This window comes from Bradyrhizobium sp. HKCCYLRH3059 (assembly GCF_051168035.1).
GTDB lineage: Bacteria > Pseudomonadota > Alphaproteobacteria > Rhizobiales > Xanthobacteraceae > Bradyrhizobium.
Window position 1 is genome coordinate 182,457 of sequence record NZ_JBNPUF010000008.1, and the last position, 24,573, is coordinate 207,029.

Sequence of the window (24,573 nt, forward strand, 5' to 3'; positions counted from 1 at the left end):
CCCAACCGGAAAAACCATCATTCCGGGATGGTCCGAAGGACCAGACCGGACTCTCGAGATTCCGGGTTCGCCTCTGCAAGGCGCACCGGAACGACGGAGACAAACTAACTGTACTTCTCGAACCCGTTCTCGCCGAACACATAGACCGCGCCCTGCTGGATCGGCAGGTCGACGGCGCCGTGCGGCGTCTCGAAGCCCAGCGCGACCATCAGCGCCCGCGCCGTGCCGCCATGGGCGACCGCCACGATATCGCCAGACAGCCCATCGTACCAGTCGCGCACGCGGCGCTCGACGTCGGCATAGGTCTCGCCGCCCTCGGGCGCCAGCGACCATTTGTCGGTCAGCCGCCTGGCATAGAAGGCGGGATCGGCCGCCTGCATTTCCGGCAGCGTCGCCCCTTCCCATTTGCCGTAGCCGATCTCGCGCAGCCGGGCATCGAGCGCATAGCCCTCGGCTGGCAGGCTCAGGGTCTCACGCACCAACTCCATGGTCGCGCGGGCGCGGCTGAGGGGGCTAGCGACGTAGGGCAGGCGCGCCGCATCATGGCCGTTGCGCGCAGCGAGCTCGGCCAGGATGTTGCCGGCCTGCACCGCCTGCACCCGCCCGAGCGCGTTCAGCGGAATGTCCTGCGTGCCTTGCAGCCGGCCGAGCGCATTCCATTCCGTCTCGCCGTGGCGGATGTAGTAGATCGTGGGCCGTGGCATTGCGCGTTGACGTTATTCCTTGGCGCCGACGGAATTGTTCAGCGAGATGTCGGGCGCCTCGGGCCGCTTCAGGCCGACGACATGATAGCCGGAATCGACGTGATGCACCTCGCCGGTGACGCCGCGCGACAGGTCGGACAAGAGATACAGCGCGCTGTCGCCGACCTCGTCGATGGTCACGGTCCGGCGCAGCGGCGCGTTGTATTCGTTCCACTTCAGGATGTAGCGGAAGTCGCCGATGCCCGAGGCGGCCAGCGTCTTGATAGGTCCTGCCGAGATCGCATTGACGCGGATGTTCTTCTCGCCGAGATCGGCGGCGAGATAGCGCACGCTGGCTTCCAGCGCGGCCTTGGCGACGCCCATCACGTTGTAGTGCGGCATCCACTTCTCGGCGCCGTAATAGGTCAAGGTGATGATCGAGCCGCCGTCGGTCATCAGCTTCTCGGCGCGCTGCGCGATCGCCGTCAGCGAGTAGCAGCTGATCAGCATGCTCTTGGAGAAATTGTCCTGCGTGGTTTCGATGTAGCGGCCGTCGAGCTGGTCCTTGTCGGAGAAGGCGATGGCGTGGACCACGAAATCGATCTGGCCCCACTTCTCCTTGAGCACGTCGAACACCGCGTCGATGGTCGTGGGATCGGTGACATCGCAATGGCCGAGCACGAGCCCGCCGAGCTCGGCCGCCAGCGGCTCGACCCGCTTCTTCAGCGCGTCGCCCTGGTAGGTCAACGCGATCTCCGCGCCGGCCGCGCGCGCGGCCTTGGCGATGCCCCAGGCGATCGAGCGGTTGTTGGCCACGCCAAGGACGACCCCGCGCTTGCCCTGCATCAAACCTGAAATCTGCGCCATGCGGCTTCCCATCGAACTGATTATTAAGGACTGGACGTACACCACCGGTCTGGCCCGGTACAGCCCCATTCCGCCCGCTCTGTGGCAAACTCCCCCGCAGGGCTTGCGGTCCGGAATACGCTGATCATCGCGGGGTTATGATCTTTGCAAGACGCCGGCTGCGGCCTGCGCCCTTGTCATCGCAGCGAACAGCCGCAGGGCATTCCATGAACGCGTTCCGCCAGAGCGTCGAGACCATGATTCCGGCACTGCGCCGTTATGCCCGGGCGCTGGCGCGCGACATGGACGCGGCCGACGAACTGGTCCAGGACACGCTGGTGCGGGCGCTGCGCTCGGAGCGGCTGTTCCTGGGCGGCGACATCAGGAGCTGGCTGTACACGATCCTGACCAATCTGAACAAGAACCGCCGGCGCTCCTTGGCGCGGCGGCCGCACTTCATGCCGCTCCAGGACGACAATGCCGACGCCAGCGGCACCGAGGCCGAGGGCCGGGACATCGAGCACGCGCTGGCGACCCTGGTGGAGGAGCAGCGCGCGGCGCTTCTCCTCGTCGTGCTCGAAGGCCTGAGCTACCGCGAGGTCGCCGACATCCAGGGTGTCCCAATCGGCACCGTGATGTCCCGCCTCGCCCGCGCCCGCGCCCATGTCCGTGCCGTGCTCGAGGGCGAGCGGCCGGCGCTGCGGAGGGTGAAATGACCACTGCACAAAAGCCGCCCTGCCATGTTCGGCTGCCCAAGCCTGCAGCGACCGCGCATCGCCGCAGCCGCCCGATTGCAACGAGATCCCGATGATGACCGAGCCGACCATTCCCGTCACCGAAGACGAGCTGCACGCCTATGTCGACAACGAGCTGCCGGCCGAGCGCCGCAGCGACGTCGAGCGCTGGCTGGCCGCGCATCCGGCGGACGCCGAGCGGGTGCAATCCTGGCGCAGCATGGCTGAGGCGCTCCATGCCCGCTACGATTCGATCGTCAACGAGCCGGTGCCGCCGCGGCTCGACCTCGACGGCCTGGAGCGCCGGCCGCGGCGCTGGGTCGTCGCGGCCATGGCGGCAAGCGTGGCGGCCTTCGCGGTCGGCGGCGCGGTCGGCTGGGTCGCGCGTGGCGCCGCGTCCTCGCCGTCGCCGCTGCAGGCCCTTGCCGGCGAGGCGCTCGATGCGCACCGGCTCTATGTCGTGGAGGTGCGCCATCCGGTGGAGGTTCCTGGCGACGAGAAGGCCCATCTGCAGCAATGGCTGACGCGGCGCTGCGGTCGCACCGTGCAGGCGCCGGAGCTGGAAGCCACCGGACTGAAGCTCGTCGGCGGCCGGCTGCTGCCCGGGCCGACCGGCCCGGCGTCCTTCCTGATGTACGAGAGCACCTCCGGCGAGCGCTTCACGGTGTATGCGACCAAGGTCGGGATTGAGGCGGCCGAGATGCGCTATACGGCGCAGGGCAACACCGCTGCACTCTCGTGGGCGGAGCGCGGCGTCAGCTACGTCGTCAGCGGCGGCAGTGACCGGACGCGTCTCACTCAGGTCGCGCGCCTTGTTTATGACCAGACCGAACGGGCGGGCGGCTAGCGGCGGACCATTGCCCGATTTCGCGAGGTGCCGGCCTCGGCGCGATTACGGCCGTGATCAGAAGCGTTTGCAGGATGGCCGCGAGCGCTGCCCGAGAGGATCCTGATCCCCGCATGGCTCAGGCGGGAGACACGCCAGGGTCGGCGCCGCAATTCGGTCACCGGAAATCTGGAATCAGGTCACCGGCACGTCTCAATATAGCGCCAAATGTTCACGAAAAAATGAGGAGTGTTCGATCCGCCGATCGACACGGAAGCGGCCTCGATTGGGGTTTTGTACCGCGCTGGTCCCCCTTTCGAGGCCGCACTTTTTTCTCAGCTTTCCAGCTCGTCCTTCAGCTTTCAGCCGAGTGGTCCGCAACGCGCAACCTCAGGAGAGGTTGCTGCGCGGATTGTAGGGATGACGGTCGCGCCACTTGGTCATCAGGGCCTCGAGCTCGGCGTCGTTGCCGTCGGGCAGCACGATCCGGGTGGTGACGAACAGATCGCCGGCCGAGCCGTCGCTCTTGGGCAGGCCCTTGCCCTTGAGCCGGAAGGTCCGGCCGCTGGAGGTGTTCTTCGGGATCGACAGCTCGACCGCGCTGCCGAGCGTCGGCGCCCTCACCTTGGCGCCCAGGACCGCCTCGTAAAGCGTGATCGGCAGATCGAGCCTGAGGTCGCTGCCCTCGACCTTGAAGAACGGATGCGGCGCGATCTGGATCGTGATCAGGAGATCACCCGGCCGGTGTCCGGGCGCGCTCTCGCCCTGCCCCTTCAGCCTAATCTGCTGGCCGGCGGTAACACCGGCGGGGACCTTGACGTTGAGCTCCTTGCCCGACGGCAGCCGCACCCGCTTCTCGCCGCCCTTGACGGACTCCTCGAGCGAGACCGACATCGCAACCTTCAGATCGAGGTCGAGGCCGACACCGCCGGTATCGAACTCGAACGAGCCGCCGCCGCCGCGCCCAGCGCGCGCGCCGGCGCCGCCGAACATGCTGTTCAGAATGTCCTCGAATCCGCCACCGCCGAAGCCGCCGCCCGGCCCGCCGCCGCTGCGGAAGGTATAGCTCTCGAAGCCGCCCCCCGGCCCGCCGCGGCCGGCGCCGCCACCCGGAAAGCCCTGGAAGCGCGGCTTGCCGTCAGCGTCGATCTCCCCGCGATCGAACTGCTTGCGCTTCTCCTCGTCGCCCAGGATCTCGTTGGCCGAATTGATCTCGGCAAACCGCGCCGATGCCTTCGGGTCATCCTTGTTGCTGTCGGGATGATGCTTCTTGGCGAGCTTGCGATAGGCGCTCTTGATGGCCGCAGCGCTGGCGCTTCGCGGCACCCCCAAGACCTCATAGGGGTCGCGCATCCGTCACGTCTCCTTACAGAAAGTCAGATACTAACCTATGGGCTCCCCGCCCGCTTCGCATTTCATCTGGGGAGTCCGTTGTATTTTTGCAACGGGTTCCAGACGACCCCGGCTAGCTTTGCTGCCAGGGTTTGAGCGTCTGGATGTCCCAGCGCCCACGCTCGATACGGCACGCCGAGCCCTGCAGCCAGCGTTCCGTCTTGCCGTTGACGTAGCTCGCCAGGAAATCGCGGCACGTGCGGCCGTTGTCGGCCGTGTAGGACTTGGCGATCGGCGTCACCGAGCCGCGGGCGCCGGTCTGGGGATTCTGCCACGGCTGGCTGGAATCCTTGCTCCCCTTGGTCAGCACGTCCGACGCGGCGTTGCGGGCAAAAGCGAGATCGGCTTCGGTCGGCTCGCGCTCGGGCGGCGAGCTGACCGCGCCGGTGATCTCCGCATCGTCCATCTTGGCAAAGGCCGTTTCAGGGCGCGACAGGCTGCAGCCGCCGCCGGACAGGCCGATTAGAATGAGTGTCAAAGCCGTGCCGGCATGACCGATCGCGGATAGGCCAAGCCGGACCGATGCCCTATATAGGGCCGGACCAGAATGGACTTGCACGCGCCTGGCCGCGGGTGAACGCAAAACTCGGACTCCCCATACACATGACCGACCCCACGAGCATCAAACACCAGACAACCTTAACATCCGGTACATCGGCCGATTTTACCCAGGCCGGCGAGCCGTTTGCGCTGTTTGCGGCGTGGTTTGCCGAAGCCGGCAAGAGCGAGCCCAACGATCCGAATGCGATGGCGCTGGCAACGGTCGACGACAGCGGGCTGCCTGACGTGCGCATGGTGCTGATGAAGGGCTATGACGAGGACGGCTTCGTCTTCTACAGCCACAAGGCCAGCCAGAAGGGCCGCGAGCTCGCCGCCAATCCGAAGGCCGCGCTGCTGTTTCACTGGAAATCGCTGCGCCGCCAGGTCCGCATCCGCGGCCTCGTGGCGCCGGTGACCGACGAAGAGGCCGACGCCTATTTCGCGACCCGGCCGAAGCAGGCGCAGCTCGGCGCCTGGGCCAGCAAGCAGTCGCAGCCGTTGGAGAGCCGCTTCGCGTTCGAGCAGGCGATCGCCAAGGTCGCGGCGCAATACATCATCGGCGAGGTGCCGCGCCCGCCAGGATGGAGCGGCTGGCGCATCACTCCCGTCAGCATGGAGTTCTGGCACGACCGGCCATTCCGCCTGCACGACCGCATCGAATTCCGGCGCGAGGCTTCGGGCCGGCCGTGGACCAAGGTGCGGATGTATCCGTAGAGGATCGCCGCGCGGGCTTGCGCCCGGCCTCCAGGCGTCCGATACGCCAACGAATCGCCATCGCGCGCGTGAATCAGGCGCCGAACGCACAACCATTGTGGTAAGTTGATCCCGTCCGGGATCGTGAAAGACGCAGTTCATGCCGACCTCTTCCAATCAGCCACGGCGCACGATGCTGCTGACCGGTGCCAGCCGCGGCATCGGTCATGCCACCGTGATCCGCTTCTCATCAGCCGGCTGGCGCGTCCTCACCTGCTCGCGGCACCCCTTTCCCGAAGAATGCCCGTGGGGCGCCGGCCCCGAGGACCACGTCCAGGTCGACCTGTCCGATCCCCAGGACACCGTGCGCGCGATCGCCGAGATCAAACAGCGGATCGACGGCGGCGAGCTGCACGCGCTGGTCAACAACGCCGCGATCTCGCCGAAGGGCGCGGGCGGTGCCCGGCTCGGCACCGTCGACACCGACCTCGACACCTGGAATCACGTCTTCCGCGTCAACTTCTTCGCGCCGATCATGATGGCGCGCGGCCTGATCAAGGAGCTGAAGGCGGCCAAGGGCTCCGTCGTCAACGTCACCTCGATCGCCGGCTCGCGCGTGCATCCCTTCGCCGGCGCGGCCTACGCGACCTCCAAGGCGGCGCTGGCCGCCCTGACCCGCGAGATGGCGTCGGATTTCGGCCGGGTCGGCGTCCGCGTCAACTCGATCGCGCCGGGCGAGATCGACACCTCGATCCTGTCGCCGGGCACCGAGAAGATCGTGCAGGAGCAGATCCCGATGCAGCGCCTCGGCACGCCCGACGAAGTCGCCAAGATCATCTACGTGCTGTGCTCGGAGACCAGCTCCTACGTGAACGGCGCCGAGATCCACATCAACGGCGGCCAGCACGTCTGAGCCATTCGGCGCGGAGACGGTTGCCCGTGTTCGATTTGGTTCATGGCGGCTTGCCACGTTCGGCAAGTTCCCGATGACCGCGCGAAGGCGTGATTAACGCCATCTCCGAAGATCGATACGGACCTACCGACCACCACAAACAAGACAGCGCTCCCGGAGGGAACGCTGTTCATGGGATGGGATCGGCGTACTGAATTTCCAGTCGCTGGCTGCGCGGGCGGCATTGCCTGAATACCGTCCGGTCGAGAACGGTCGTTCAGCCTTCGCACACCAAACCGCGCAGAATCTGCGCGGCGCGCCAGCGCAGGCGGTCGGACTCGACGTTGAGGGCGCTGGAGCAATCATCGTCGCGCTCGTCCTCCTCGAGATCGGCGCCGCAGTAGCGGCAGGTGCGCGGCGACAGCGCATGGGCCACGACGATGTCGGCGCGGCTGCGCTGATAGCTGGCAAGATCGATCACGTTGTTCGATGCCATTATGCGTTTCTCAACCATTGCCGCCGCCTCTTGGATAAGGCGCGATGAACGCGCCCTCGAGCTCTGCCTTGCATGCCACGCGCCGAGGCGCTCGTTGTTTGTCATGCTGGTGCAGATTTATCGCAGAGAAGTTTCGATCAAACGTTCAGCGTTCCCGTCAAATTTTACCTGAGGAATTGGGGCGGCTTTGCAGCGGCATTGCAGCCGGCCTAACAAGTATTTCCTATTATGTGTTGCATCTCACCGCTTGTGTCACCTGAGGTGCATAGCGACGGACTCTGCCCCGCTGCTAACAACGGGGCGCGAATGAGGCATCACCTGGAATGACGGCACAATGTCGCAGGCCTCGCCCAGATTTGTCGCCAGAGCCTGGATTTTCAGGCCAGCGGCACTACAGCCACTTCTTCAATTTGAAGATGTAGTACGGCACGATCGCACAGATCAGCATCAGCACCAGCGCCATCGGATAGCCGTGCACCCATTCGAGCTCCGGCATCATCTTGAAGTTCATGCCGTAGATCGACGCGATGAGGGTCGGCGGCATCAGCACCACCGCCATCACCGAGAACAACTTGATGATGTTGTTCTGCTCGAGGTTGACGACACCGAGCATCGCATCCAGCACGAAGGTGATCTTGCCCGCGAGATAGGACGCGTGGTCGGTCAGCGAGGCGACGTCGCGCTGCATGGTCTTGAGCTGCTCGCGCATATCCTTCGACCACTTCACGCCTTCGACGACCGCAGAGAGAAACGTGACGAGACGACCGATCGACACCAGGCTCTCACGCACCTTCGAGGTCAGGTCGCCCTTGCGCCCGATCGCGATCAGGATCTGCGAATACTGCTTGGCGTGCCCGTGACGCTCATTGTTCGGCTCGAAGATCTCGTGGCTGACCTGGTCGATATCGGCCCCGACCTTCTCGAGAATGTCGGCGCAGCGGTCGATTACCGCATCGAGCAACTCCATCAGCACCATCTCGCCGGTGATCCCGGGCGCACAGTTGCGAGCGAGCTTTGCCTCCACCACGGCGAACGGTCGCGGCTGGTCGTAGCGGACCGTCACCAGACGGTGGCCCGCCAGGATGAAGGTGACGGCGGTGGTCCTGGGCATATCGGAGTCCGAGTGGCACATCAGCGTAGCCGTCATGTAGCGGGCGCCGTTCTCGATATAGAGGCGGCTGGAGATCTCGATCTCCTGCATGTCCTCGCGCGTCGGCACCGCAATCCCGGCCAGCTTTTCGACGGCCCGATCCTCGGCACTGCTCGGGTTCACCAGGTCGACCCAGACCGCATTGTCCGGCAGAGCCGCGGGATCGGTGATCGCCGCCTTCTTCAGCGCGGTTTCGGACGGGACGAACACCGAGAACATGGACAAACTCCGAATCGCGAAACCTGAATTTCGGGGACTTAGCGGTGGGATGCTGCCGCCTTGTGACGCAGCTTGCGAGTCCGGTCCATCGGCTTTTCGCGCCAATGCTCCGCGGCCTCTCGCGCGGCGCCGCGGGGGAGCTGACCGTGCCATTCGAAGCACAGCTGTGGACGACTGCCCGCAACTTTGCGGCAAAAAAGCAACAATCGCGGCGCTGCAGCGTGACCTGTGCGTGTATCGGCTGGAATTGAGAACGATTTTGACGATAATGGGACATGTGGAATCGCGCTGCAGTGGCGCGGCCGTGTCATTGCAACGTCAGCTGTCGATTGGAATTGGTGACATGTCGCTGAAGGTGAAACTCGGACTCCTGGCCGCCGGCCTGATGCTGTCGGGCTGCATGCAGGCCACGACGTACGAGGCGACCAACACCCAGGCCTTCAAGCCGAAGGACAAGGAACTTCTCGCGAAGATCCGCTACACCAACACGCCGGTGGCCGAGCCCTATCGGCGCGCGATCGTCGACTATCACCGCAAGGAAGCTCCGGGCTCGATCGTCGTCGATTCCGACAGCCACTACCTCTATTACGTGCTGGATGGCGGCAAGGCGATCCGCTACGGCATCACCGTCGGCGAAGAGGCCATGGCCTGGTCGGGCATTGCCAAGGTCGGCGCCATGACCGAGTGGCCGGCTTGGCATCCGACCAAGGGCGAGATCGAGCGTCTGGGCGTTCCGACCTTCGTCGCCCCGGGCCCCGACAATCCGATGGGCTCGCGCGCGATGTACCTCTATGCCAACGGCAAGGACACGCTGTTCCGCATCCACGGCACCAACCAGCCGGAATATATCGGCGCCTCGATCTCCTCGGGCTGCATCCGCCTGACGAACGAGGACGCGATCGACCTCTATAACCGGGTGAAGGTCGGCACCATCGTCGTGGTACTCGATCCGAAGAAGGGTGATTCGCCCTACAAGCCGCAGATGGCGCTGCAGGGCGGGGGCACCTACGCTGCGATGCAGTGAGCCTCGGCTGAAGCCGGCACGATATCAAAAAGCCGAGAAACGCGTTTAGCAGCCTTTCCAAGGGCGCCGGTCACCCGGCGCCTTTTGTTTTGGGGGCTAGAACAATCCGCGGAAAGGATCCCAGCCACGACGGCTGTGATGGCGCGTCCGAGAAGCCGGCTTCGACGGCGAAGCCCGACCCACGCGGGGACTGTTCTGTGCGCGCTGGTCCCGCCCGGCTGCATTCCGCACCGTGTCGGAAGCTGCGGTCGGCGCGCGCGCCTCTGCCGCGGAGCTTCCGGGCTCTTGCTGTTCAGGCGCCGACTGGGACGCGGTCCGCCGGCTGCGGGCCGTTGCAGCGGGCTTTGTGGCCGGAGGCCCTGCTTCCGCGTCGGCCCGTCGGGAGCTGTCGTCAGCAGAAGGATTCTCCGCTGCGGCCGAGGGGTCGGCCTTCCTCTCGTCGGCGCCGGCGCGACCGCCGTCGTTGTGCTCGGCTTTGGTGCTCGGGCTCTTCCGGGCGTTTTCGGTGCCGGCCTGCGCGGTCTCGCGTGGCGGCGCGTCTTCGGGTCTGGCGGCGGGCATCAGGGGCGCGACCTTCGGCAGCGGATCCAGCACGTCCCATTGGCAGATCCGGTAATTGTTCCGCCGCTCCATCAGGTCGAGATGGATGTGGTCCTCGTGGTACCAGTCGGAATCGGGGCCGAGCACCGTGGAGAAATGAGTGCAGACCGCGTGCAGCACCGCCTCGCGCAAATCGCGCGGCTGGGTGCGGTCGGTGAGATCGACCAGGCGGCCGTCGGCCAGCTTGAACCCTTGGACATCCAGCGCATTGGCACGGCCGTGCTCCGATAGCTGCGCGCCGCTGACATTGTTGCGGCCGCGACACTGATATGAATCGAAATTGTCGAGCGCGGTGACCGCGCTGCCGAGCCGCTCGGCCAGCGGCGCCACGTTGTTGCGCACCCAGTTGACGACCGCGGTCGCCATCGGACAACGCATGGTCGCCGCGGGCGTCAGCGCCACCCTGCGCTTGTCAGGCAGCACCACCGCCTCCAGCCGCACCAGGTCCTCGCCGCCGCAGCCGCCAGGCCCCTTGATCGGCGGAATCGATGGCGCGATCGCGACCTCTTCGGTCAGGGCCAGCCGGCAGGCCGAAGGCGGCGGCGGGGCTTGGACATCCGCCTTCGGACCGCCGCTGGCCGCGTCGCGCGGAGCGGCATCCTCACCGTTGGCCGCCTGCCGCGCCGGCGCGTCGGCTGGCCGCGGCTGCGGAAGCGGCACCTTGGCAACGTCGTCGGCCGGCTTCGCTGCGGGCTCAGAGGCCGCGGGCGGGCTGCGGTGCGCCGATTTCGCGGCCGCCGCCGGCACCGCCATGAGCCAGCTCAATGCGATCGCCACGGCCACAGCGCTAACCATCACGCCCGGCGCGACGTCGTGGCCATCACAAGCCCATTTGCGTCGGGTGCGGCGCGCGCTAAAATTGACCAAAGAGACCAAAAGACCCTCGCTGCAAGCGAATACCGGAGGAACGACCTGATGCTTGGTTTGATGCAAGACTGGCCCCTGCTTTGTCACCGGATCATCGAGCATGCGGCGACAATCCACGGCTCTCAGGAGGTCGTGACCCGCTCGGTCGAAGGCCCCATCGTTCGCACCACCTATCGGCAAATCCACGACCGCGCTCTCAAGGTCTCGCAGAAGCTGACGCGCGACGGCATCAAGCTGGGCGACCGCGTCGCCACCATCGCCTGGAATACCGGCCGTCATCTCGAGGTCTGGTACGGCATCATGGGAATCGGCGCGATCTGTCACACGGTCAATCCGCGCCTGTTTCCCGAGCAGATCGGCTGGATCATCAACCATGCCCAGGACCGCATCGTCATCACCGATCTGACGTTCGTGCCGATCCTCGAGAAGCTCGCCGACAAGCTGCCGAGCGTCGAGCGCTACATCGTGCTGACCGACGCCGCGCACATGCCGCAGACGACGCTCAAGAATGCCGTCGCCTACGAATCGTGGATCGGCGAGGCCGACGGCGATTTCGCCTGGGGGACCTTCGACGAGAACACCGCAGCCGCGATGTGCTACACGTCCGGGACCACCGGTGATCCGAAAGGTGTGTTGTATTCGCATCGGTCCAACGTGCTGCATGCGTTGATGGCCAATAGCCGGGATTCACTCGGTACGTCCGCAGCAGACACAATGCTTCCGGTGGTTCCGCTGTTCCATGCCAACAGCTGGGGCATTGCCTTCTCCGCTCCCTCGATGGGCACCAAGCTGGTGATGCCCGGCCCCAAGCTCGACGGCGCGTCCGTCTACGAGCTGCTCGACACCGAGAAGGTGACCTACACCGCCGGCGTGCCGACGGTGTGGCTGATGCTGCTGCAGCACATGCAGGCGCATAACCTCAAACTGCCGCATCTGAAGATGGTCGTGTGCGGCGGCTCGGCGATGCCGCGCTCGATGATCCAGGCCTTCCTCGACATGGGCATCGGCGTGCGCCATGCCTGGGGCATGACCGAGATGAGCCCGATCGGCACGCTCGCCACCCTGAAGCCGCCGTTCCTCGCCGCCGACGGCGACGCCAAGCTCGATGTGCTGCAGACCCAGGGCTTCCCGCCGTTCGGGGTCGAGATGAAGATCACCGACGATGCCGGCACCGAGTTGCCGTGGGACGGCAAGACCTTCGGCCGGCTCAAGGTGTCCGGTCCCGCGGTGTCGAAGGCCTACTACAAGGTCGACAGCAACATCCTCGACGATGAAGGCTTCTTCGACACCGGCGACGTCGCCACCGTCGATGAGCATGGCTACATGCGCATCACCGACCGCTCCAAGGACGTCATCAAGTCCGGCGGCGAATGGATCTCCTCGATCGACCTCGAGAATCTCGCCGTCGGCCATCCCGCCGTCGCCGAGGCTGCCGTCATCGGCGTCTATCATCCGAAATGGGACGAGCGCCCGCTGCTGATCGTGCAGTTGAAGCCCGGCCAGACCACGACGCGCGAGGACATCCTGAAATACATGGAAGGCAAGATCGCCAAATGGTGGATGCCCGATGACGTCGCCTTCGTCGACGGCATCCCGCACACGGCAACGGGCAAGATCCTGAAGACTGCGCTGCGCGACCAGTTCAAGAGCTATCGCTTCCCCAACGCCGCTGCCTAGCAACCACTCCCGCTCCGCGCGAGACTCACGGCCCCTGCGCCCCGCGGGGGCCGTTTGCGTTCCGCGCAAAAAGTTCCATCGCCCTCGCCTCGACCAAAGGCGAATAGGAAGCCCATGGGAGCGTTCCTAAGGTCCGGCACCATAAAAAACGAGGGAACGCCACCATGCTAAGATCAACCCGCCTGCTGCCCTGGCTGCTGGGAGCATCACTGGCCGCCACGGCCGCTCACGCCGCTGGCAACAAGGTCGTGATCGGCGACATCGACGACATGTCCGGGCTCTATGCCGACGTGATCGGGCCGGGCGGGGTCGAGGCTGCAAAGATGGCGATCGAGGATTTCGGCGGCAGCGTGCTCGGCAACAAGATCGAGTTCATGGAGAGCGATCATCAGAACAAGCCGGACGTCGGCGCCCAGAAGTTGCGCGAGTGGGCCGATCGCGACGGGGTCACCATGATCCTCGGCGGCTCCAACACGGGGGTCAGCCTCGCGATGGCCAACGCCGCCAAGGAGAAGAAAATACCGTTCATCGCGATCGGTGCCGCCGGCGCCTCGCTGACCGGCAAGGACTGCACGCCCTACACCGTCCACTACGCCTACGATACGACCTCGCTCGCCAACGGCACCGCCAAGACCATGGTCAGCCAGGGCGGCAAGAGCTGGTTCTTCCTGACCGCCGACTACGCCTTCGGCACCCAGTTGCAGGAAGCCGCGTCCAAGGTGGTCGAGGCCAATGGCGGCAAGGTGGTCGGAGCGGTCCGCGTGCCGCTCTCCACGTCGGATTTCTCCAGCTATCTGCTGCAGGCGCAGGGCTCGGGCGCGCAGGTTCTGGGCCTCGCCAATGCCGGCAACGACTTCACGAACTCGATCAAGGCCGCGGATGAATTCGGCATCGCCAAGACGATGAAGCCGGCGGCACTGCTCGCCTTCATCAGCGACATCCACAGTCTCGGCCTGAAGACCGCGCAGGGTCTCTATCTCACCACCGGCTGGTATTGGGACCTCAACGACAAGACCCGTGCTTTCGCCAAGCGCTACTACGAAAAGACCAAGCGCGAGCCGACCATGAACCAGGCCGCCTACTACTCGGCGACGATCACCTATCTCAACGCCGTGAAGGCGGCCGGCACCACCGAGTCCGACAAGGTCATGGACCAGCTGCGCAATATGAAGATCGACGACATGTTCACGTCCAACGGCAAGATCCGCGCCGACGGCCTGATGGAGCATGAGATGTACATCATGCAGGTCAAGAAGCCGGAGGAGTCGAAGTACCCCTGGGACTACTACAAGCTGATCCAGACGATGTCCGGCGAGGAGGCATTCGGCAAGCTTTCGGAGTCCGCCTGCCCGCTGGTGCATTCGCATTGAGCATCTGACGCAAGCCTGACCAAGGCAGCCACGGCCCCTCCCCTTTGGCGGGGCCGTGGCGTTGCGTGCCGCCGTGGCGTTGACGTGGCGCAAGGCGGGCATGCCGGGCCGCATCTAGAAGGTGGGCATGAGTTCAAGAGCGCGCCTCCCAGCGTCTACGACATGGCGCGACATACCGTCGACGGTGCTGACGCTCGGGCTGGTATCGCTCCTGATGGATATCTCCTCGGAGCTGATCCATGCGCTGCTGCCGGTCTTCCTCGCGACCGTGGTCGGCGCCTCCACGGTGACCATCGGCCTGATCGAAGGCGTGTCCGAGGCGACCGCCGCAATCACCAAGGTGTTCTCCGGCGCACTGTCCGACCGCATTGGCAAGCGCAAGCTGCTGGTCGCAATCGGCTATGGGCTGGCGGCATTGACCAAGCCGGTGTTTCCGCTCGCCAGCACATCATGGCAGATCCTCGCGGCGCGCTTCGTCGACCGCATCGGCAAGGGCATCCGCGAGGCGCCGCGCGATGCGCTGATCGCCGACGTCACGCCGGAAGGCATCCGCGGCGCGAGCTACGGCCTGCGCCAGGCGCTCGACACGATCGGCGCCTTTGCCGGTCCCCTCCTCGCCGTGGCGCTGATGGCGCTCTACGCCGACGACTTCCGGGCGGTGTTCTGGTGGTCGGCGCTGCCGGCCACGCTTGCCGTGCTGCTGATCCTGTTCGGCCTGCGCGAGCCGGCGCAGACCGCGCCTGCGGCGCGCCGGGACTGGCCGGTCCATGCGCGCGAGCTGCGCCGGCTGCCATCGGCCTATTGGATCGTGGTCGCCACCGGCGCGGTGTTCGCGTTGGCCCGCTTCAGCGAGGCGTTCCTGGTGCTGAAGGCGCAGGCCGACGGCCTCGCTCTCGCCCTGATCCCGTTGGTCTACGTGCTGATGAACCTGATCTATGCCGGCGTCGCCATGCCCGCCGGCATCCTCTCCGACCGCATCGGCCGCAACAACGTGCTGACCTGCGGCCTCGTGGTGCTGACAGCCGCCGACCTGACGCTGGCCTTCGTGCCCGGCCTGATCGGCACCGCGATCGGCGTCGCGCTGTGGGGCCTCTACCTCGGGCTGTCGCAGGGGCTGCTGTCGGCAATGGTCGCCGATACCGCCCCGCCGGATCTGCGCGGCACCGCGTTCGGCCTGTTCAACCTTGTGACCGGCGCTGCGCTGCTGGTCGCGAGCCTGCTGGCGGGATCGCTGTGGCACGCCTATGGGTCGCAGGCGACGTTCACGACCGGCGCAGCCTTCTCGATCGCAACCGTCCTGTTGATGCTGACGGCGTTGCGCAGCCGCCCGGACCGAGCCGCCTGACGCGGTCTCCGCATCAACCGCCCTCTCCGGGCCAAACGCCTCTTGAATTTGCGCCATCCGCGTGGTCTCACACGGGGTGATCCGGCCGCCCGGCAACGCAGGCAGCGGCCCAACCCCGGCAGTTCCTGACACGATGGCACGCAGGTTTCACGCCCCCTATCTGTCGGAGCCGATCTCCAGCCTCGCGACCTGGACCCGCAATCTGGCGGTGTTCTCGGTCGTCGCCGTGCTGGTCTCGATCCTGATCCTGCGCTTCGATTTTCTGGAGATGAAGCCGGCGCTGGCGACGTTCTTCGGCGCGCTGGGGCTCGCCGTGCTGTCGATCCTGCTCGGGCTTGCCGCCTTCGTCGCGATCTGGCGCAACGGCAGCCGCGGCATGAGCCGGATCCTGCTCGCCTTCATGATCGATGCGGTGGTGCTGGCCTATCCGGCCTACCTCGCGCTCCAGTACCGCAAGCTGCCGAAGATCTATGACATCACCACCGACCCGATCGATCCGCCGCGCTTCGAGGCTTTGGCGCCGCTCCGCAACGGCGACGGCACCAACACGGCCGTCTATGCCGGGCTGTATTCAGCCGAGCAGCAGCAGAAATTCTATCCGGACATCGAGCCGGTGCAGATCGAACTGCCGCCCGATCGCGCCTACGCGATCGCCCTGAAGCTGGTCAACCGGCGCAAATGGTTCGTGGTCGACGAACGCGCGCCCCAGCCGCCGCGCCGCGTCGGCCGCATCGAGGCGGTCGCGCGCACGCCGATCATGGGCTTCCGCGAGGACATCTCGATCCGCATCCAGCCCGACGGTGAGGATTCCCGCGTCGACGTCCGCTCCGCCTCGCGCTATTTCGAGTCAGATATCGGCAGCAATGCCGCGCGCGTGACCAAGCTGATCGAGGACCTGTCCAACGCCGGCGAGGCCGAGGCGCAGAAGCCGGTGAAGAAGGTCACGCCGCCGCCGGTGGCGGCGAAGGGCAATGCGAAGACGGTGAAGAAGTGAGCGGGGCGAATGGCGAATAGGGAGTAGCGAATAGGGAACGAAGTCTTCCCGGCTCGCACTCTTCCCCTACTCGCTATTCGCTACACCAGCCGATACGTCCCGCCGATCACCGGATCACCTTCCGTCGCGACCACGCCGCGGGCGACGAGGTCTTCCAGATGGGCCAGCACGGAATAGCCGGCCGCGGTGGTGAGCCGTGGATCGATGCCGATATAGATCGCGCGCACCATGGTCGGGATGTCGGCCTCGCCCTTGGCGAGGCGATGCAGGATCGAGGCCTCTCGGGCCTGGCGGTGGCGCATCAGGAAGCGCGTGTAGCGCGGTCCCTCCGGAATTTCCGGACCGTGACCTGAGAAATACAGCTCCTCGGGCCGCGCGGCGAGCCGCTCCAGCGAAGCCATGTAGTCGACCATCGAACCGTCGGGCGGCGCCACGATCGACGTCGCCCAGCCCATGACGTGATCGCCGACGAAGGTGGTGCTGCGCTCGGCCCAGGCGAAGGCGAGATGGTTGGCCGTATGGCCCGGCGTCGCCACGGCCTCGACCCGCCAGCCCCGCCCTTCGATCACATCGCCGTCAGCAACGGTGACATCCGGCGCAAAGTCGCGGTCGACGCCGGATTCCGGACTGTGCTTCTCACTCTCGTAGCGCGGCCGCGAGGCGCGATGCGGGCCCTCGGCATAGACGGTGGCGCCGGTCGCGGCCTTCAGCCGGCCGGTGTTCGGCGAGTGATCGCGATGCGTGTGCGTCACCAGGATGTGCGTGACGGTCTCGCCTCTGATGGCATCGAGCAGCGCCTGCGCATGGGCCTCGTTGTCCGGACCCGGATCGATGATCGCGACGTTGCCGGTCCCCACGATGTAGCTGACCGTGCCGGTGAAGGTGAACGGACTCGGATTGTTGCAGAGGACGCGGCGAATGCCCGGGCGGACCTGCTCGACGACGCCCGCCCGAAGCGGGAAGTTGCGGTTGAACGGGACGTCGTCATTCTCGGCCATGGCGTGCCTTCCCTGTGCATGGGGCAGATCGCCTGCCTCACTCGCTGCCGTCATCCCCCGCGAAAGCAGGGGATCCAGTACTCCGAGACGGCGATGAGCCTCGATGGGCCGGTGATTGCTGGATCGTCCGCTTTCGCGGACGATGACAGCGAGGGCGCAACGGCGACCGCGTATAGCGCCCTATGCAGCGAATGGGCGTCGCGCACAGCAGTTAGAAAAACGCCTGAATGCCGGTGATGGCGCGGCCGAGGATCAGCGCGTGGACGTCGTGCGTGCCCTCGTAGGTATTGACCGTCTCGAGGTTGGCGGCATGGCGCATCACCTGATACTCGATCGAGATGCCGTTGCCGCCGTGCATGTCGCGCGCGACGCGGGCGATGTCGAGCGCCTTGCCGCAATTGTTGCGCTTGACGATCGAGATCATCTCCGGGGCCATCTTGCCCTCGTCCATCAGGCGGCCGACGCGAAGCGAGGCCTGCAGGCCGAGCGCGATCTCGGTCTCCATGTCGGCGAGCTTCTTCTGGACCAGCTGCGTGGCAGCCAGCGGCTTGCCGAACTGCTTGCGGTCGAGCGTGTACTGGCGAGCGCGATGCATGCAATCCTCGGCGGCACCGAGCACGCCCCAGGAGATGCCGTAGCGGGCGCGGTTGAGGCAGCCGAACGGCCCCTTGAGGCCGGACACGTTGGGCAGCAGCGCGCTCTCCGGCACCACCACGCCGTCCATCACGACCTCGCCGGTGATCGAGGCGCGCAAGGAGAGCTTGCCGCCGATCTTCGGCGCCGACAGGCCCTTCATGCCCTTCTCCAGGATGAAGCCACGGATCTGGTTGTCATGCGCGGCCGACTTGGCCCACACCACGAACACGTCGGCGATCGGCGCGTTCGAGATCCACATCTTGCTGCCGGTCAGGCGATAGCCGTCGGCCACCTTCTCGGCGCGGGTCTTCATGCCGGCCGGATCGGAGCCGGCATCCGGCTCGGTCAGGCCGAAGCAGCCGACCCACTCGCCGCTGGCGAGCTTCGGCAGATACTTCTTGCGCTGGCTCTCGTCGCCATAGGCATAGATCGGATACATCACCAGCGAGGACTGCACCGAGTTCATCGAGCGGTAGCCGGAATCGACGCGCTCGATCTCGCGTGCCACGAGGCCATAGGCGACGTAGCTCGCATTGGCGCAGCCATATTCCTCCGGCAGGGTGATGCCGATCAGGCCGAGCTCGCCCATCTCGTTGAAGATCTCGCGGTCGGTCTTCTCCTCGAGATAGGCCTTGGTCACGCGCGGCAGCAGCTTGTCCTGGGCGTAGGCGCGCGCGGTGTCACGCACCATGCGCTCGTCCTCGGTCAGCTGATCGTCCAGCAGGAAGGGATCGTCCCACTGGAAGCTCGACTGGGCCGGCTTGTCCTTTGCCTGAGGGCGCGCGCTCATGAATGGTCCTTTCGCGTCTCGCTGCGCACGGGTCGCAGCAGTTGAGAGGTTAAATCCTGGAAGTTCAGCCTTCAAGCCGCTCGTTGGCGACGATCTCGATGCCGAAACCCGACAGGCCCTTGTAGTCATGCACCGACGACGTCAGGTTCCGGATCGAGGTCACGCCGAGATCACGCAGGATCTGCGCACCCACGCCGACCTCGCGCCACTGCCGATGGCGATCGGCCTCCGCGGTATGCGGCTCTTCGACCGGCTCGACGGGAACGCCGGCCGCGCCGTCGCGCAGATAGATCAGCACGCCGCGACCGGCCCGCTTGAAGTGCTGTAGCACCGCCTGGATACGCTGCGGACCTGCGATCAGATCCTTCACGATGTTGGGCTTGTGCAGCCGCGTCAGCACGTTCTTGCCGTCGCCGATGCCGTTATAGACGAACGCGGCGTGGGTGATCGGATCGAACGGCGAGCGGTAGGCGAAGCCCTGCAGCGGCCCGATCGGGCTGTCGGTCGTGAAGGTCGACACCCGTTCGATCAGCTTCTCGCGCGCCTGCCGGTACGAGATCAGATCGGCGATGGTGACATGCTTGAGATTGTGGGCCGCAGCGAAACGAACGACCTGCTCGCCTTTCATGACCGTGCCGTCGTCGTTCATCAACTCGGAGATGACGCCGACCGGCGGGAGCCCGGCGAGCTTGCAGAGATCGACCGCCGCCTCGGTGTGGCCGGAGCGCAGCAGCACGCCGCCGTCACGCGCGATCAACGGGAAGATATGGCCGGGGCGCGCGAAATCAGCGGCACCGGCATTCGGGTTGGCGAGCGCACGACAGCAGGAGGCGCGCTCTTCGGCCGAGATTCCGGTGCCACCGTCCGGCTTGTAGTCGATCGAAACGGTGAAGGCCGTGGTGTGGTTGGAATCATTGTGCGCGACCATCGGGTCGAGCCGCAGCCGCCGCGCGTCGTCGGCGGTGATCGGCGCGCAGACGATGCCGGAGGTATGGCGAATGATGAACGCCATCTTGTCGGGCGTGCAGAGCGAGGCGGCGACGATGAGATCGCCCTCGCCCTCGCGGTCGTCGTCATCGGTCACGACGACCATCTCGCCCTTGGCGAAGGCGTACAGAACTTCCTGGATCGAGTCGGCCATTGCAAGTCTCGCTGCTTTTCCGGGCTGCTTTAGCCGGGATCGCAGGCGCGCGCCAGAGCGGCGGAACCGCCGCTCGAAGGTCGCCTTCCCCGGGAAAAGGACCGGCCCTGCCAGGACAAGCGCCCTGGTATCTGTTTAAAGTCGCCTCAAATCGAGAACAAGGGAGCCGCGCCTCATGGCCGCATTCGATTTTGCACCCCTCCTCAGCCCCGGCCTGCCCGCACCCGCCGCGCGCTGGACGGGACTCGCAAAATACAGCTTCGTCGGCGGCAACAACGACGCCGATGCCGTGCCCGTGGAGGGCTTGCGCGCGGCCGCCGACGCCGTGCTCGCCCGCGAGGGACGGGCGCTCGCCACCTACGGCCTCGCGCATGGGCCTCAAGGCTACCGGCCGCTGCGGGACTTTCTTGCCGCCAAGCTGACGCGGGACGCGGGCATGTCGGCGCGCGCCGACGACATCATGATCCTGTCCGGCTCGCTGCAGGGCCTCGACCTCGTCAACCAGGCGCTGCTCACGCGCGGCGACACCGTGCTGGTCGAACAGGACAATTACCAGGGCACGCTGACGCGGCTGGCACGACTGGGCGTCAAGGTCATCGGCATCCCGCTCGACCAGGACGGCATGCGAACGGATGCGCTGGCGACGGTGCTGGCCGATCTAAGGGATCGCGGCATCCGGCCGAAATACATCTATACCATTCCGACGGTGCAGAACCCGACCGGCACCATCATGCCGGAAAGCCGGCGGGCCGAGCTGCTGTGGCTGTCGCGCGCTTATGGCGTACCGGTGTTCGAGGACGACTGCTACGCCGACCTGATCTGGGACGGCAAACGGCCCCGCGCGATCCACGGCATGTCCGACCATGGCGGTGTGATCCACCTCGGATCGTTCTCGAAGTCGGTCGCGCCGGCGTTGCGGGTCGGCTTCCTGGTCGCCCCCTGGGAGATCATGTCGGTGCTGCTGTCCCTCAAGACCGATGCCGGCTCGGGTGCGCTGGAGCAGATGGTGCTCGCGGAATATTGCAGGCCGCATTTCGCGACCCACGTGCCGCAGTTGGTGCGGGGACTGCGCGCCAAGCTGGACACCCTGATCGAGGCGCTCAACGCCGAGTTCGGCACCGCCGCCGAGTTCGCGCCGCCCAGGGGCGGGATCTTCCTCTGGGTCAAGCTACCGGACCAGGTTGACGCGATGAAGCTGTCACAGGCAGCGCTCAAACGCGGCGTCTCGATCAATCCGGGACCGGAATGGTCCACCGACGCCGCGCATGCGCGGAGCCGCCTGCGGCTGTGCTTCGCCAGCCCCTCGCATCAGGAGATCCGCGAGGGCATCGCAGTCCTCGCCGACGTCTGCCGGGAGGAGTTCGGGGTCCCATTGCGCTCATCCAATGTGGAGCGGACGCGCGCGATCGAGTGATCGCGCGCTGCTCACCGCACCGAAAAGGGCGACTGGTAGGGCCGCCCGAACGGCACGCCATTGATCACCGTCTGCACCGGCTTGAGCTGCAGCTTGCCCTCGCGCTTGTTGCCGCGGGTATCGACGAAGCTGACGGGCCCCTCGACCAGGTCCATGATTACGACGTCGGCCGGCGCGCCAACCTGCAAGCTGCCGATCTTCGGCGCACGGTTGATGATCTTGGCCGGCGCGGAGGTGGCCATGCTCACCACCTGCTCCAACGAAAATCCCATAGCGATGAATTTCGCCATCACGTTGGGCAGGAACGGCATGCCCGGGCTGTTGCCGGAGAAGACATGGATGTCGGAGGAGATGGTGTCCGGGCCGCAGCCGCCGGGGATCGCGACCTCGGCCACGGTGAAATCGAAGCTGCCGCCGCCATGGCCGACATCGAACAGCACGCCGCGCTGCTTGGCGGCGAGCGCCGCGGGCAGCAGCTTGCCGTCCTGGACGATGTTGGTGAAGGCGCCGCCCATATTCGGCGCGCCGGAATAGGCATGGGTCAGGATGTCGCCGGGGCGCAGCAGGTCCAGGATCTGCGACATCAACTCGCCGGTCTCGACCCCACCGATATGCACCATCATCCGCGCCGGCCAGCCGCACAGCTCGCAGGCCTTGATGCCGCGCTTCAGCGGCTCGAGCCCATGCTTGAAGATCACGTTCTCCGACATCCGCACCTTGACCCCGAGCAGGAAGTCCGGGTTCTCCGCCAGCGCCATGGCGCAGGCGTCTACCTGCGCATTGTCGATGTTGTAGAGCTCGGCCACCGGAAACGCCGACAGGCCGTTGTTGGCGATGTGGACGAAGGCGTAGATGCGTGCCCGCGACTGGGCGGCGATGAAGCGGCGCAACGCAGCAAGATTGTTGACGCCGGCGTCGCCGGCCGAGACGACCGTCGTCGTGCCCTGGAATTGCACCAGTTCGTCGGGCGGGATCCCAATCGCCGAGCCATAGGGATAGACATGACTGTGGAGGTCGATGAGGCCCGGCGTCACCAACCGGCCGTTGGCGTCGATCGACCGCAGCGCCCGCTCGGCCGGTATCTCGGGCTCGACCGCTTCGACGACGCCCCAGCGGATCCCGATGTCGCGCTTGCCTCGGAGCGACTGGCTGGGATCGATCACGTCGCCGCCCTTGATCACCAGATCGAACTTGTCGGCCGGCCCCACCGCGGCGCCGGCAGGACCCGATAGCGCGGCCATGGCGGCCGCTCCGGACGACAGCAGGAATTTGCGGCGCGACAGCGCAGACATGGTCAGCCTCCCCACGCTTGTTTGTAGTTGCGGGGAGCATGCGCCTTGTCCCCCTCGCCAGCAAGGCCGGCCCGAAAAGAATGAGACTTTGTGCCAACGATCTCGGCGCAGGTCTGTCGTTGCGCCATTGACGCAGTGCATTAAGATGTCACGGCAGTCATCCCCGCGAGACCGCATGATTTCGATCTCCCGCCCTCTCATCGCAATCGTCCTCTGCGCATCATCAGCGTCTGCCGCTCGGGCCGGCGACACCGTCGAGGTTGCTCGGACCTGGGGCCTGATCGGAACCTGGGCCGCCGACTGCAGCGCACCCGCGGTCAAGGGCCGCGGCGCCATCATCTCCTACGAAGTCACTGACGATGGTCACCTGATCTATCGTCGTGACCACGATCCGTCCGACGTCAACCAGGTGGCGAGCGCACGCGTCGAGGCGGACCAGACGCTGGTGCTCTCGATCGTGCTGCCCAAAGCGCGCCAGACGCGAGAGAATGGGATCACCCGGACCGCCGACGGCAACATCCGCTCCGCGTTCAATCGCGGCGAGGACGACAGCTACACCATTCGTGACGGCCGCTTCGTCGCCAACGGCAAGCCGACGCCAGCGCTCAGGAAGTGCGACTGACGCGGCAGGCTCGAGGGGACGGCACGGTTCGCCCGCGAGCGTGAAGACCAAATCTGAACGTGTATTCAGCAACTTCGTGGAAGTTCCTGCGGAACGTTCTTTCACACTTCAAGTTGATCCCGCACTTTCATTCTGGAGGACAACATGAAGAAAATCGCTCTCGCGCTCGCTTCCCTTGCGGTCGTCGCGCTCGCGGCACCGTCGATCGCCAACGCCGAGACGGTGGTCATCAAGCGTGGCGGCCATCACTACCACCACGGCTGGGATCGGTCCCACGCCGAATACCGCATGCATCGTGAGTACCGGCCTCACCGCTATGTCCGGCCGTTCCACCGCCATCACGATCGCACCGTGATCATCCGGCGCGACTGATCTGCAACTTCGACACAGCAATGGCCCCGAGAGGGGCCATTTTCTGTGGCGTTCGTTCTGACGTCCGTTCTCGCAGGGCCCCGCGTGATGGTCAGCGGTCCCATTCCGGCGCAAAGGCCGGATTGACGAAGCGCTTGTCCTTCGGGAGGAACGCGATGGTGGCACGATCCTCATCATCGAGTTGAAGCTTCATCGCATCCCAGTTCGCACGCTGACTTTCCGGGCGCGCGGCCTTGGGGATCGCCGCCACCCCATCCTGGTCCAACAGCCATTTCAGTGCGACCTGAGCGGCGCTCGCGCCATGCTTCCTGCCGATGGCCCCCAGCGTCTCGTCGGCGGCGGCGCGTCCCTGCGCCAGCGGGCAATAGGCCACCAGGGGAATCGACCGGCTCGCCATGTAGGCCATCAGCTTCGACTGGTCGAGCATCACATGATACTCGACCTGATTGCAGGCAACAGGTGCCTCGACGTCCTCCACCGCCTGTTTCAGCAGCGCGACGGTGAAGTTGGCGACGCCGATCGCGCGCGTACGCCCCTCCTCCTTCAGCTTCAACAGCGTCTCCAGCGCGGCCGGCAGGTTCATCCCCTTGGCCGGCCAGTGGATGAGATAGAGATCGACGAAATCCAGTCTGAGCTTCCTCAGACTCGTGTCGAACGCGCGACGGATCGCGTCCGGCGCGAGGTTCTCCGGCCAGACCTTGGTGGTGACGTGCAATTCGGCGCGCGGCAGATTTGTTGCCGCAAGTGCAGCACCGATCGCGTCCTCGTTGGCATACATCTCGGCGGTGTCGATGTGGCGGTAGCCGAGCGCAAGCGCGCTCTCGACGGCCTCGCGGCAGACAGTGCCCTGCATGCGAAAGGTGCCGAGCCCGAGCTTGGGCAGACGGATACCCTGGGTGTCGATGGCGTTCATGAAATCTCCTGGAATCGCGCGAGCCATTCGCCAGCAAACGCCGGCGG

Annotated in this window: 24 protein-coding genes; 12 read left to right on the plus strand and 12 right to left on the minus strand. The window is 65.8% G+C overall.

Annotated features, from left to right (window positions below):
• Positions 1 to 104 precede the first annotated feature (104 nt).
• Positions 105 to 704, minus strand: coding sequence for a histidine phosphatase family protein (locus tag ACQR13_RS24915; protein WP_315715533.1), 600 nt, complete (start codon positions 702 to 704; stop codon positions 105 to 107).
• A 12-nt stretch (positions 705 to 716) separates the two neighbouring features.
• A complete protein-coding gene (gene fabI, locus ACQR13_RS24920; protein WP_434863330.1) occupies positions 717 to 1,550 on the minus strand; it encodes an enoyl-ACP reductase FabI in 834 nt (277 codons plus the stop codon).
• 206 nt (positions 1,551 to 1,756) lie between these two features.
• On the opposite strand from fabI, the gene ACQR13_RS24925 reads away from it, so the two are divergent.
• Together ACQR13_RS24925 and ACQR13_RS24930 are read left to right on the plus strand one after the other, a co-directional pair.
• Entirely contained in the window at positions 1,757 to 2,245 is a 489-nt protein-coding gene (locus ACQR13_RS24925; RefSeq protein ID WP_315752062.1) for a sigma-70 family RNA polymerase sigma factor, read from the plus strand.
• A gap of 91 nt (positions 2,246 to 2,336) precedes the next feature.
• Positions 2,337 to 3,110 carry an anti-sigma factor family protein gene (locus ACQR13_RS24930; RefSeq protein ID WP_315752063.1) on the plus strand — a complete coding sequence of 258 codons (774 nt, stop codon included), beginning with the start codon at positions 2,337 to 2,339 and terminating at the stop codon, positions 3,108 to 3,110.
• Between the two features lie 369 nt (positions 3,111 to 3,479).
• Here ACQR13_RS24930 and ACQR13_RS24935 read toward each other — a convergent pair whose 3' ends face one another.
• Both ACQR13_RS24935 and ACQR13_RS24940 read right to left on the minus strand, forming a co-directional pair.
• On the minus strand, positions 3,480 to 4,442 hold the full coding sequence (locus ACQR13_RS24935; RefSeq protein WP_434841927.1) for a DnaJ C-terminal domain-containing protein: 963 nt from the start codon (positions 4,440 to 4,442) through the stop codon (positions 3,480 to 3,482).
• A 112-nt stretch (positions 4,443 to 4,554) separates the two neighbouring features.
• On the minus strand, positions 4,555 to 4,959 hold the full coding sequence (locus tag ACQR13_RS24940; protein WP_315715528.1) for an RT0821/Lpp0805 family surface protein: 405 nt from the start codon (positions 4,957 to 4,959) through the stop codon (positions 4,555 to 4,557).
• A 125-nt stretch (positions 4,960 to 5,084) separates the two neighbouring features.
• Between ACQR13_RS24940 and pdxH the strand changes: the two genes are divergently transcribed.
• Positions 5,085 to 5,735 carry a pyridoxamine 5'-phosphate oxidase gene (gene pdxH, locus ACQR13_RS24945; protein WP_315715527.1) on the plus strand — a complete coding sequence of 217 codons (651 nt, stop codon included), beginning with the start codon at positions 5,085 to 5,087 and terminating at the stop codon, positions 5,733 to 5,735.
• A 139-nt stretch (positions 5,736 to 5,874) separates the two neighbouring features.
• Positions 5,875 to 6,627 (plus strand): SDR family NAD(P)-dependent oxidoreductase, encoded by a 753-nt coding sequence (locus tag ACQR13_RS24950; RefSeq protein ID WP_315715526.1) that lies wholly within the window; start codon positions 5,875 to 5,877, stop codon positions 6,625 to 6,627.
• A 256-nt stretch (positions 6,628 to 6,883) separates the two neighbouring features.
• Here ACQR13_RS24950 and ACQR13_RS24955 read toward each other — a convergent pair whose 3' ends face one another.
• Complete coding sequence (locus ACQR13_RS24955) at positions 6,884 to 7,102, minus strand: hypothetical protein (RefSeq protein ID WP_409998659.1); 219 nt, start codon at positions 7,100 to 7,102, stop codon at positions 6,884 to 6,886.
• 391 nt (positions 7,103 to 7,493) lie between these two features.
• Positions 7,494 to 8,471 carry a magnesium transporter CorA family protein gene (locus tag ACQR13_RS24960; protein ID WP_316226605.1) on the minus strand — a complete coding sequence of 326 codons (978 nt, stop codon included), beginning with the start codon at positions 8,469 to 8,471 and terminating at the stop codon, positions 7,494 to 7,496.
• Positions 8,472 to 8,814: 343 nt separating this feature from the next.
• Here ACQR13_RS24960 and ACQR13_RS24965 point away from each other — a divergent pair, with 343 nt between their 5' ends.
• Positions 8,815 to 9,495: a L,D-transpeptidase gene (locus ACQR13_RS24965; protein WP_011925214.1), complete on the plus strand. Its 681-nt coding sequence runs from the start codon at positions 8,815 to 8,817 to the stop codon at positions 9,493 to 9,495.
• 96 nt (positions 9,496 to 9,591) lie between these two features.
• Here ACQR13_RS24965 and ACQR13_RS24970 read toward each other — a convergent pair whose 3' ends face one another.
• On the minus strand, positions 9,592 to 11,064 hold the full coding sequence (locus ACQR13_RS24970) for an extensin family protein (protein WP_434863331.1): 1,473 nt from the start codon (positions 11,062 to 11,064) through the stop codon (positions 9,592 to 9,594).
• On the opposite strand from ACQR13_RS24970, the gene ACQR13_RS24975 reads away from it, so the two are divergent.
• The 4 genes from ACQR13_RS24975 (at position 11,011) to ACQR13_RS24990 (ending at position 16,348) form a co-directional block, all read left to right on the plus strand.
• Complete coding sequence (locus ACQR13_RS24975) at positions 11,011 to 12,639, plus strand: fatty-acid--CoA ligase (RefSeq protein ID WP_315752068.1); 1,629 nt, start codon at positions 11,011 to 11,013, stop codon at positions 12,637 to 12,639. The two genes, ACQR13_RS24970 and ACQR13_RS24975, sit on opposite strands and share 54 nt — an antisense overlap.
• Before the next feature lie 164 nt (positions 12,640 to 12,803).
• Complete coding sequence (locus ACQR13_RS24980) at positions 12,804 to 14,009, plus strand: ABC transporter substrate-binding protein (RefSeq protein ID WP_315715521.1); 1,206 nt, start codon at positions 12,804 to 12,806, stop codon at positions 14,007 to 14,009.
• A gap of 127 nt (positions 14,010 to 14,136) precedes the next feature.
• Positions 14,137 to 15,354 carry an MFS transporter gene (locus ACQR13_RS24985; RefSeq protein WP_316171895.1) on the plus strand — a complete coding sequence of 406 codons (1,218 nt, stop codon included), beginning with the start codon at positions 14,137 to 14,139 and terminating at the stop codon, positions 15,352 to 15,354.
• Between the two features lie 133 nt (positions 15,355 to 15,487).
• Positions 15,488 to 16,348: a DUF1499 domain-containing protein gene (locus ACQR13_RS24990; protein WP_315715519.1), complete on the plus strand. Its 861-nt coding sequence runs from the start codon at positions 15,488 to 15,490 to the stop codon at positions 16,346 to 16,348.
• An 80-nt stretch (positions 16,349 to 16,428) separates the two neighbouring features.
• Here ACQR13_RS24990 and ACQR13_RS24995 read toward each other — a convergent pair whose 3' ends face one another.
• The 3 genes from ACQR13_RS24995 to ribB form a co-directional block, all read right to left on the minus strand.
• On the minus strand, positions 16,429 to 17,346 hold the full coding sequence (locus ACQR13_RS24995; RefSeq protein ID WP_316171894.1) for an MBL fold metallo-hydrolase: 918 nt from the start codon (positions 17,344 to 17,346) through the stop codon (positions 16,429 to 16,431).
• Positions 17,347 to 17,557: 211 nt separating this feature from the next.
• The gene (locus tag ACQR13_RS25000) at positions 17,558 to 18,772 is read right to left on the minus strand and encodes an acyl-CoA dehydrogenase (RefSeq protein ID WP_315715517.1); all 1,215 of its coding nucleotides are present in this window, start codon (positions 18,770 to 18,772) and stop codon (positions 17,558 to 17,560) included.
• Positions 18,773 to 18,836: 64 nt separating this feature from the next.
• Entirely contained in the window at positions 18,837 to 19,913 is a 1,077-nt protein-coding gene (gene ribB / locus ACQR13_RS25005; protein WP_315715516.1) for a 3,4-dihydroxy-2-butanone-4-phosphate synthase, read from the minus strand.
• A gap of 175 nt (positions 19,914 to 20,088) precedes the next feature.
• On the opposite strand from ribB, the gene ACQR13_RS25010 reads away from it, so the two are divergent.
• Positions 20,089 to 21,327 (plus strand): PLP-dependent aminotransferase family protein, encoded by a 1,239-nt coding sequence (locus ACQR13_RS25010; protein ID WP_316164245.1) that lies wholly within the window; start codon positions 20,089 to 20,091, stop codon positions 21,325 to 21,327.
• An 11-nt stretch (positions 21,328 to 21,338) separates the two neighbouring features.
• On the opposite strand, the gene ACQR13_RS25015 is transcribed toward ACQR13_RS25010, so the two are convergent.
• On the minus strand, positions 21,339 to 22,619 hold the full coding sequence (locus tag ACQR13_RS25015; protein WP_434863332.1) for an amidohydrolase family protein: 1,281 nt from the start codon (positions 22,617 to 22,619) through the stop codon (positions 21,339 to 21,341).
• Between the two features lie 175 nt (positions 22,620 to 22,794).
• On the opposite strand from ACQR13_RS25015, the gene ACQR13_RS25020 reads away from it, so the two are divergent.
• Positions 22,795 to 23,241, plus strand: a complete 447-nt coding sequence (locus ACQR13_RS25020; RefSeq protein WP_315715513.1) for a hypothetical protein — start codon at positions 22,795 to 22,797, stop codon at positions 23,239 to 23,241.
• 144 nt (positions 23,242 to 23,385) lie between these two features.
• Positions 23,386 to 23,613, plus strand: coding sequence for a hypothetical protein (locus tag ACQR13_RS25025; RefSeq protein ID WP_315715512.1), 228 nt, complete (start codon positions 23,386 to 23,388; stop codon positions 23,611 to 23,613).
• Positions 23,614 to 23,704: 91 nt separating this feature from the next.
• Here ACQR13_RS25025 and ACQR13_RS25030 read toward each other — a convergent pair whose 3' ends face one another.
• Complete coding sequence (locus ACQR13_RS25030; RefSeq protein WP_434863333.1) at positions 23,705 to 24,526, minus strand: aldo/keto reductase; 822 nt, start codon at positions 24,524 to 24,526, stop codon at positions 23,705 to 23,707.
• Between the last annotated feature and the right edge of the window lie 47 nt (positions 24,527 to 24,573).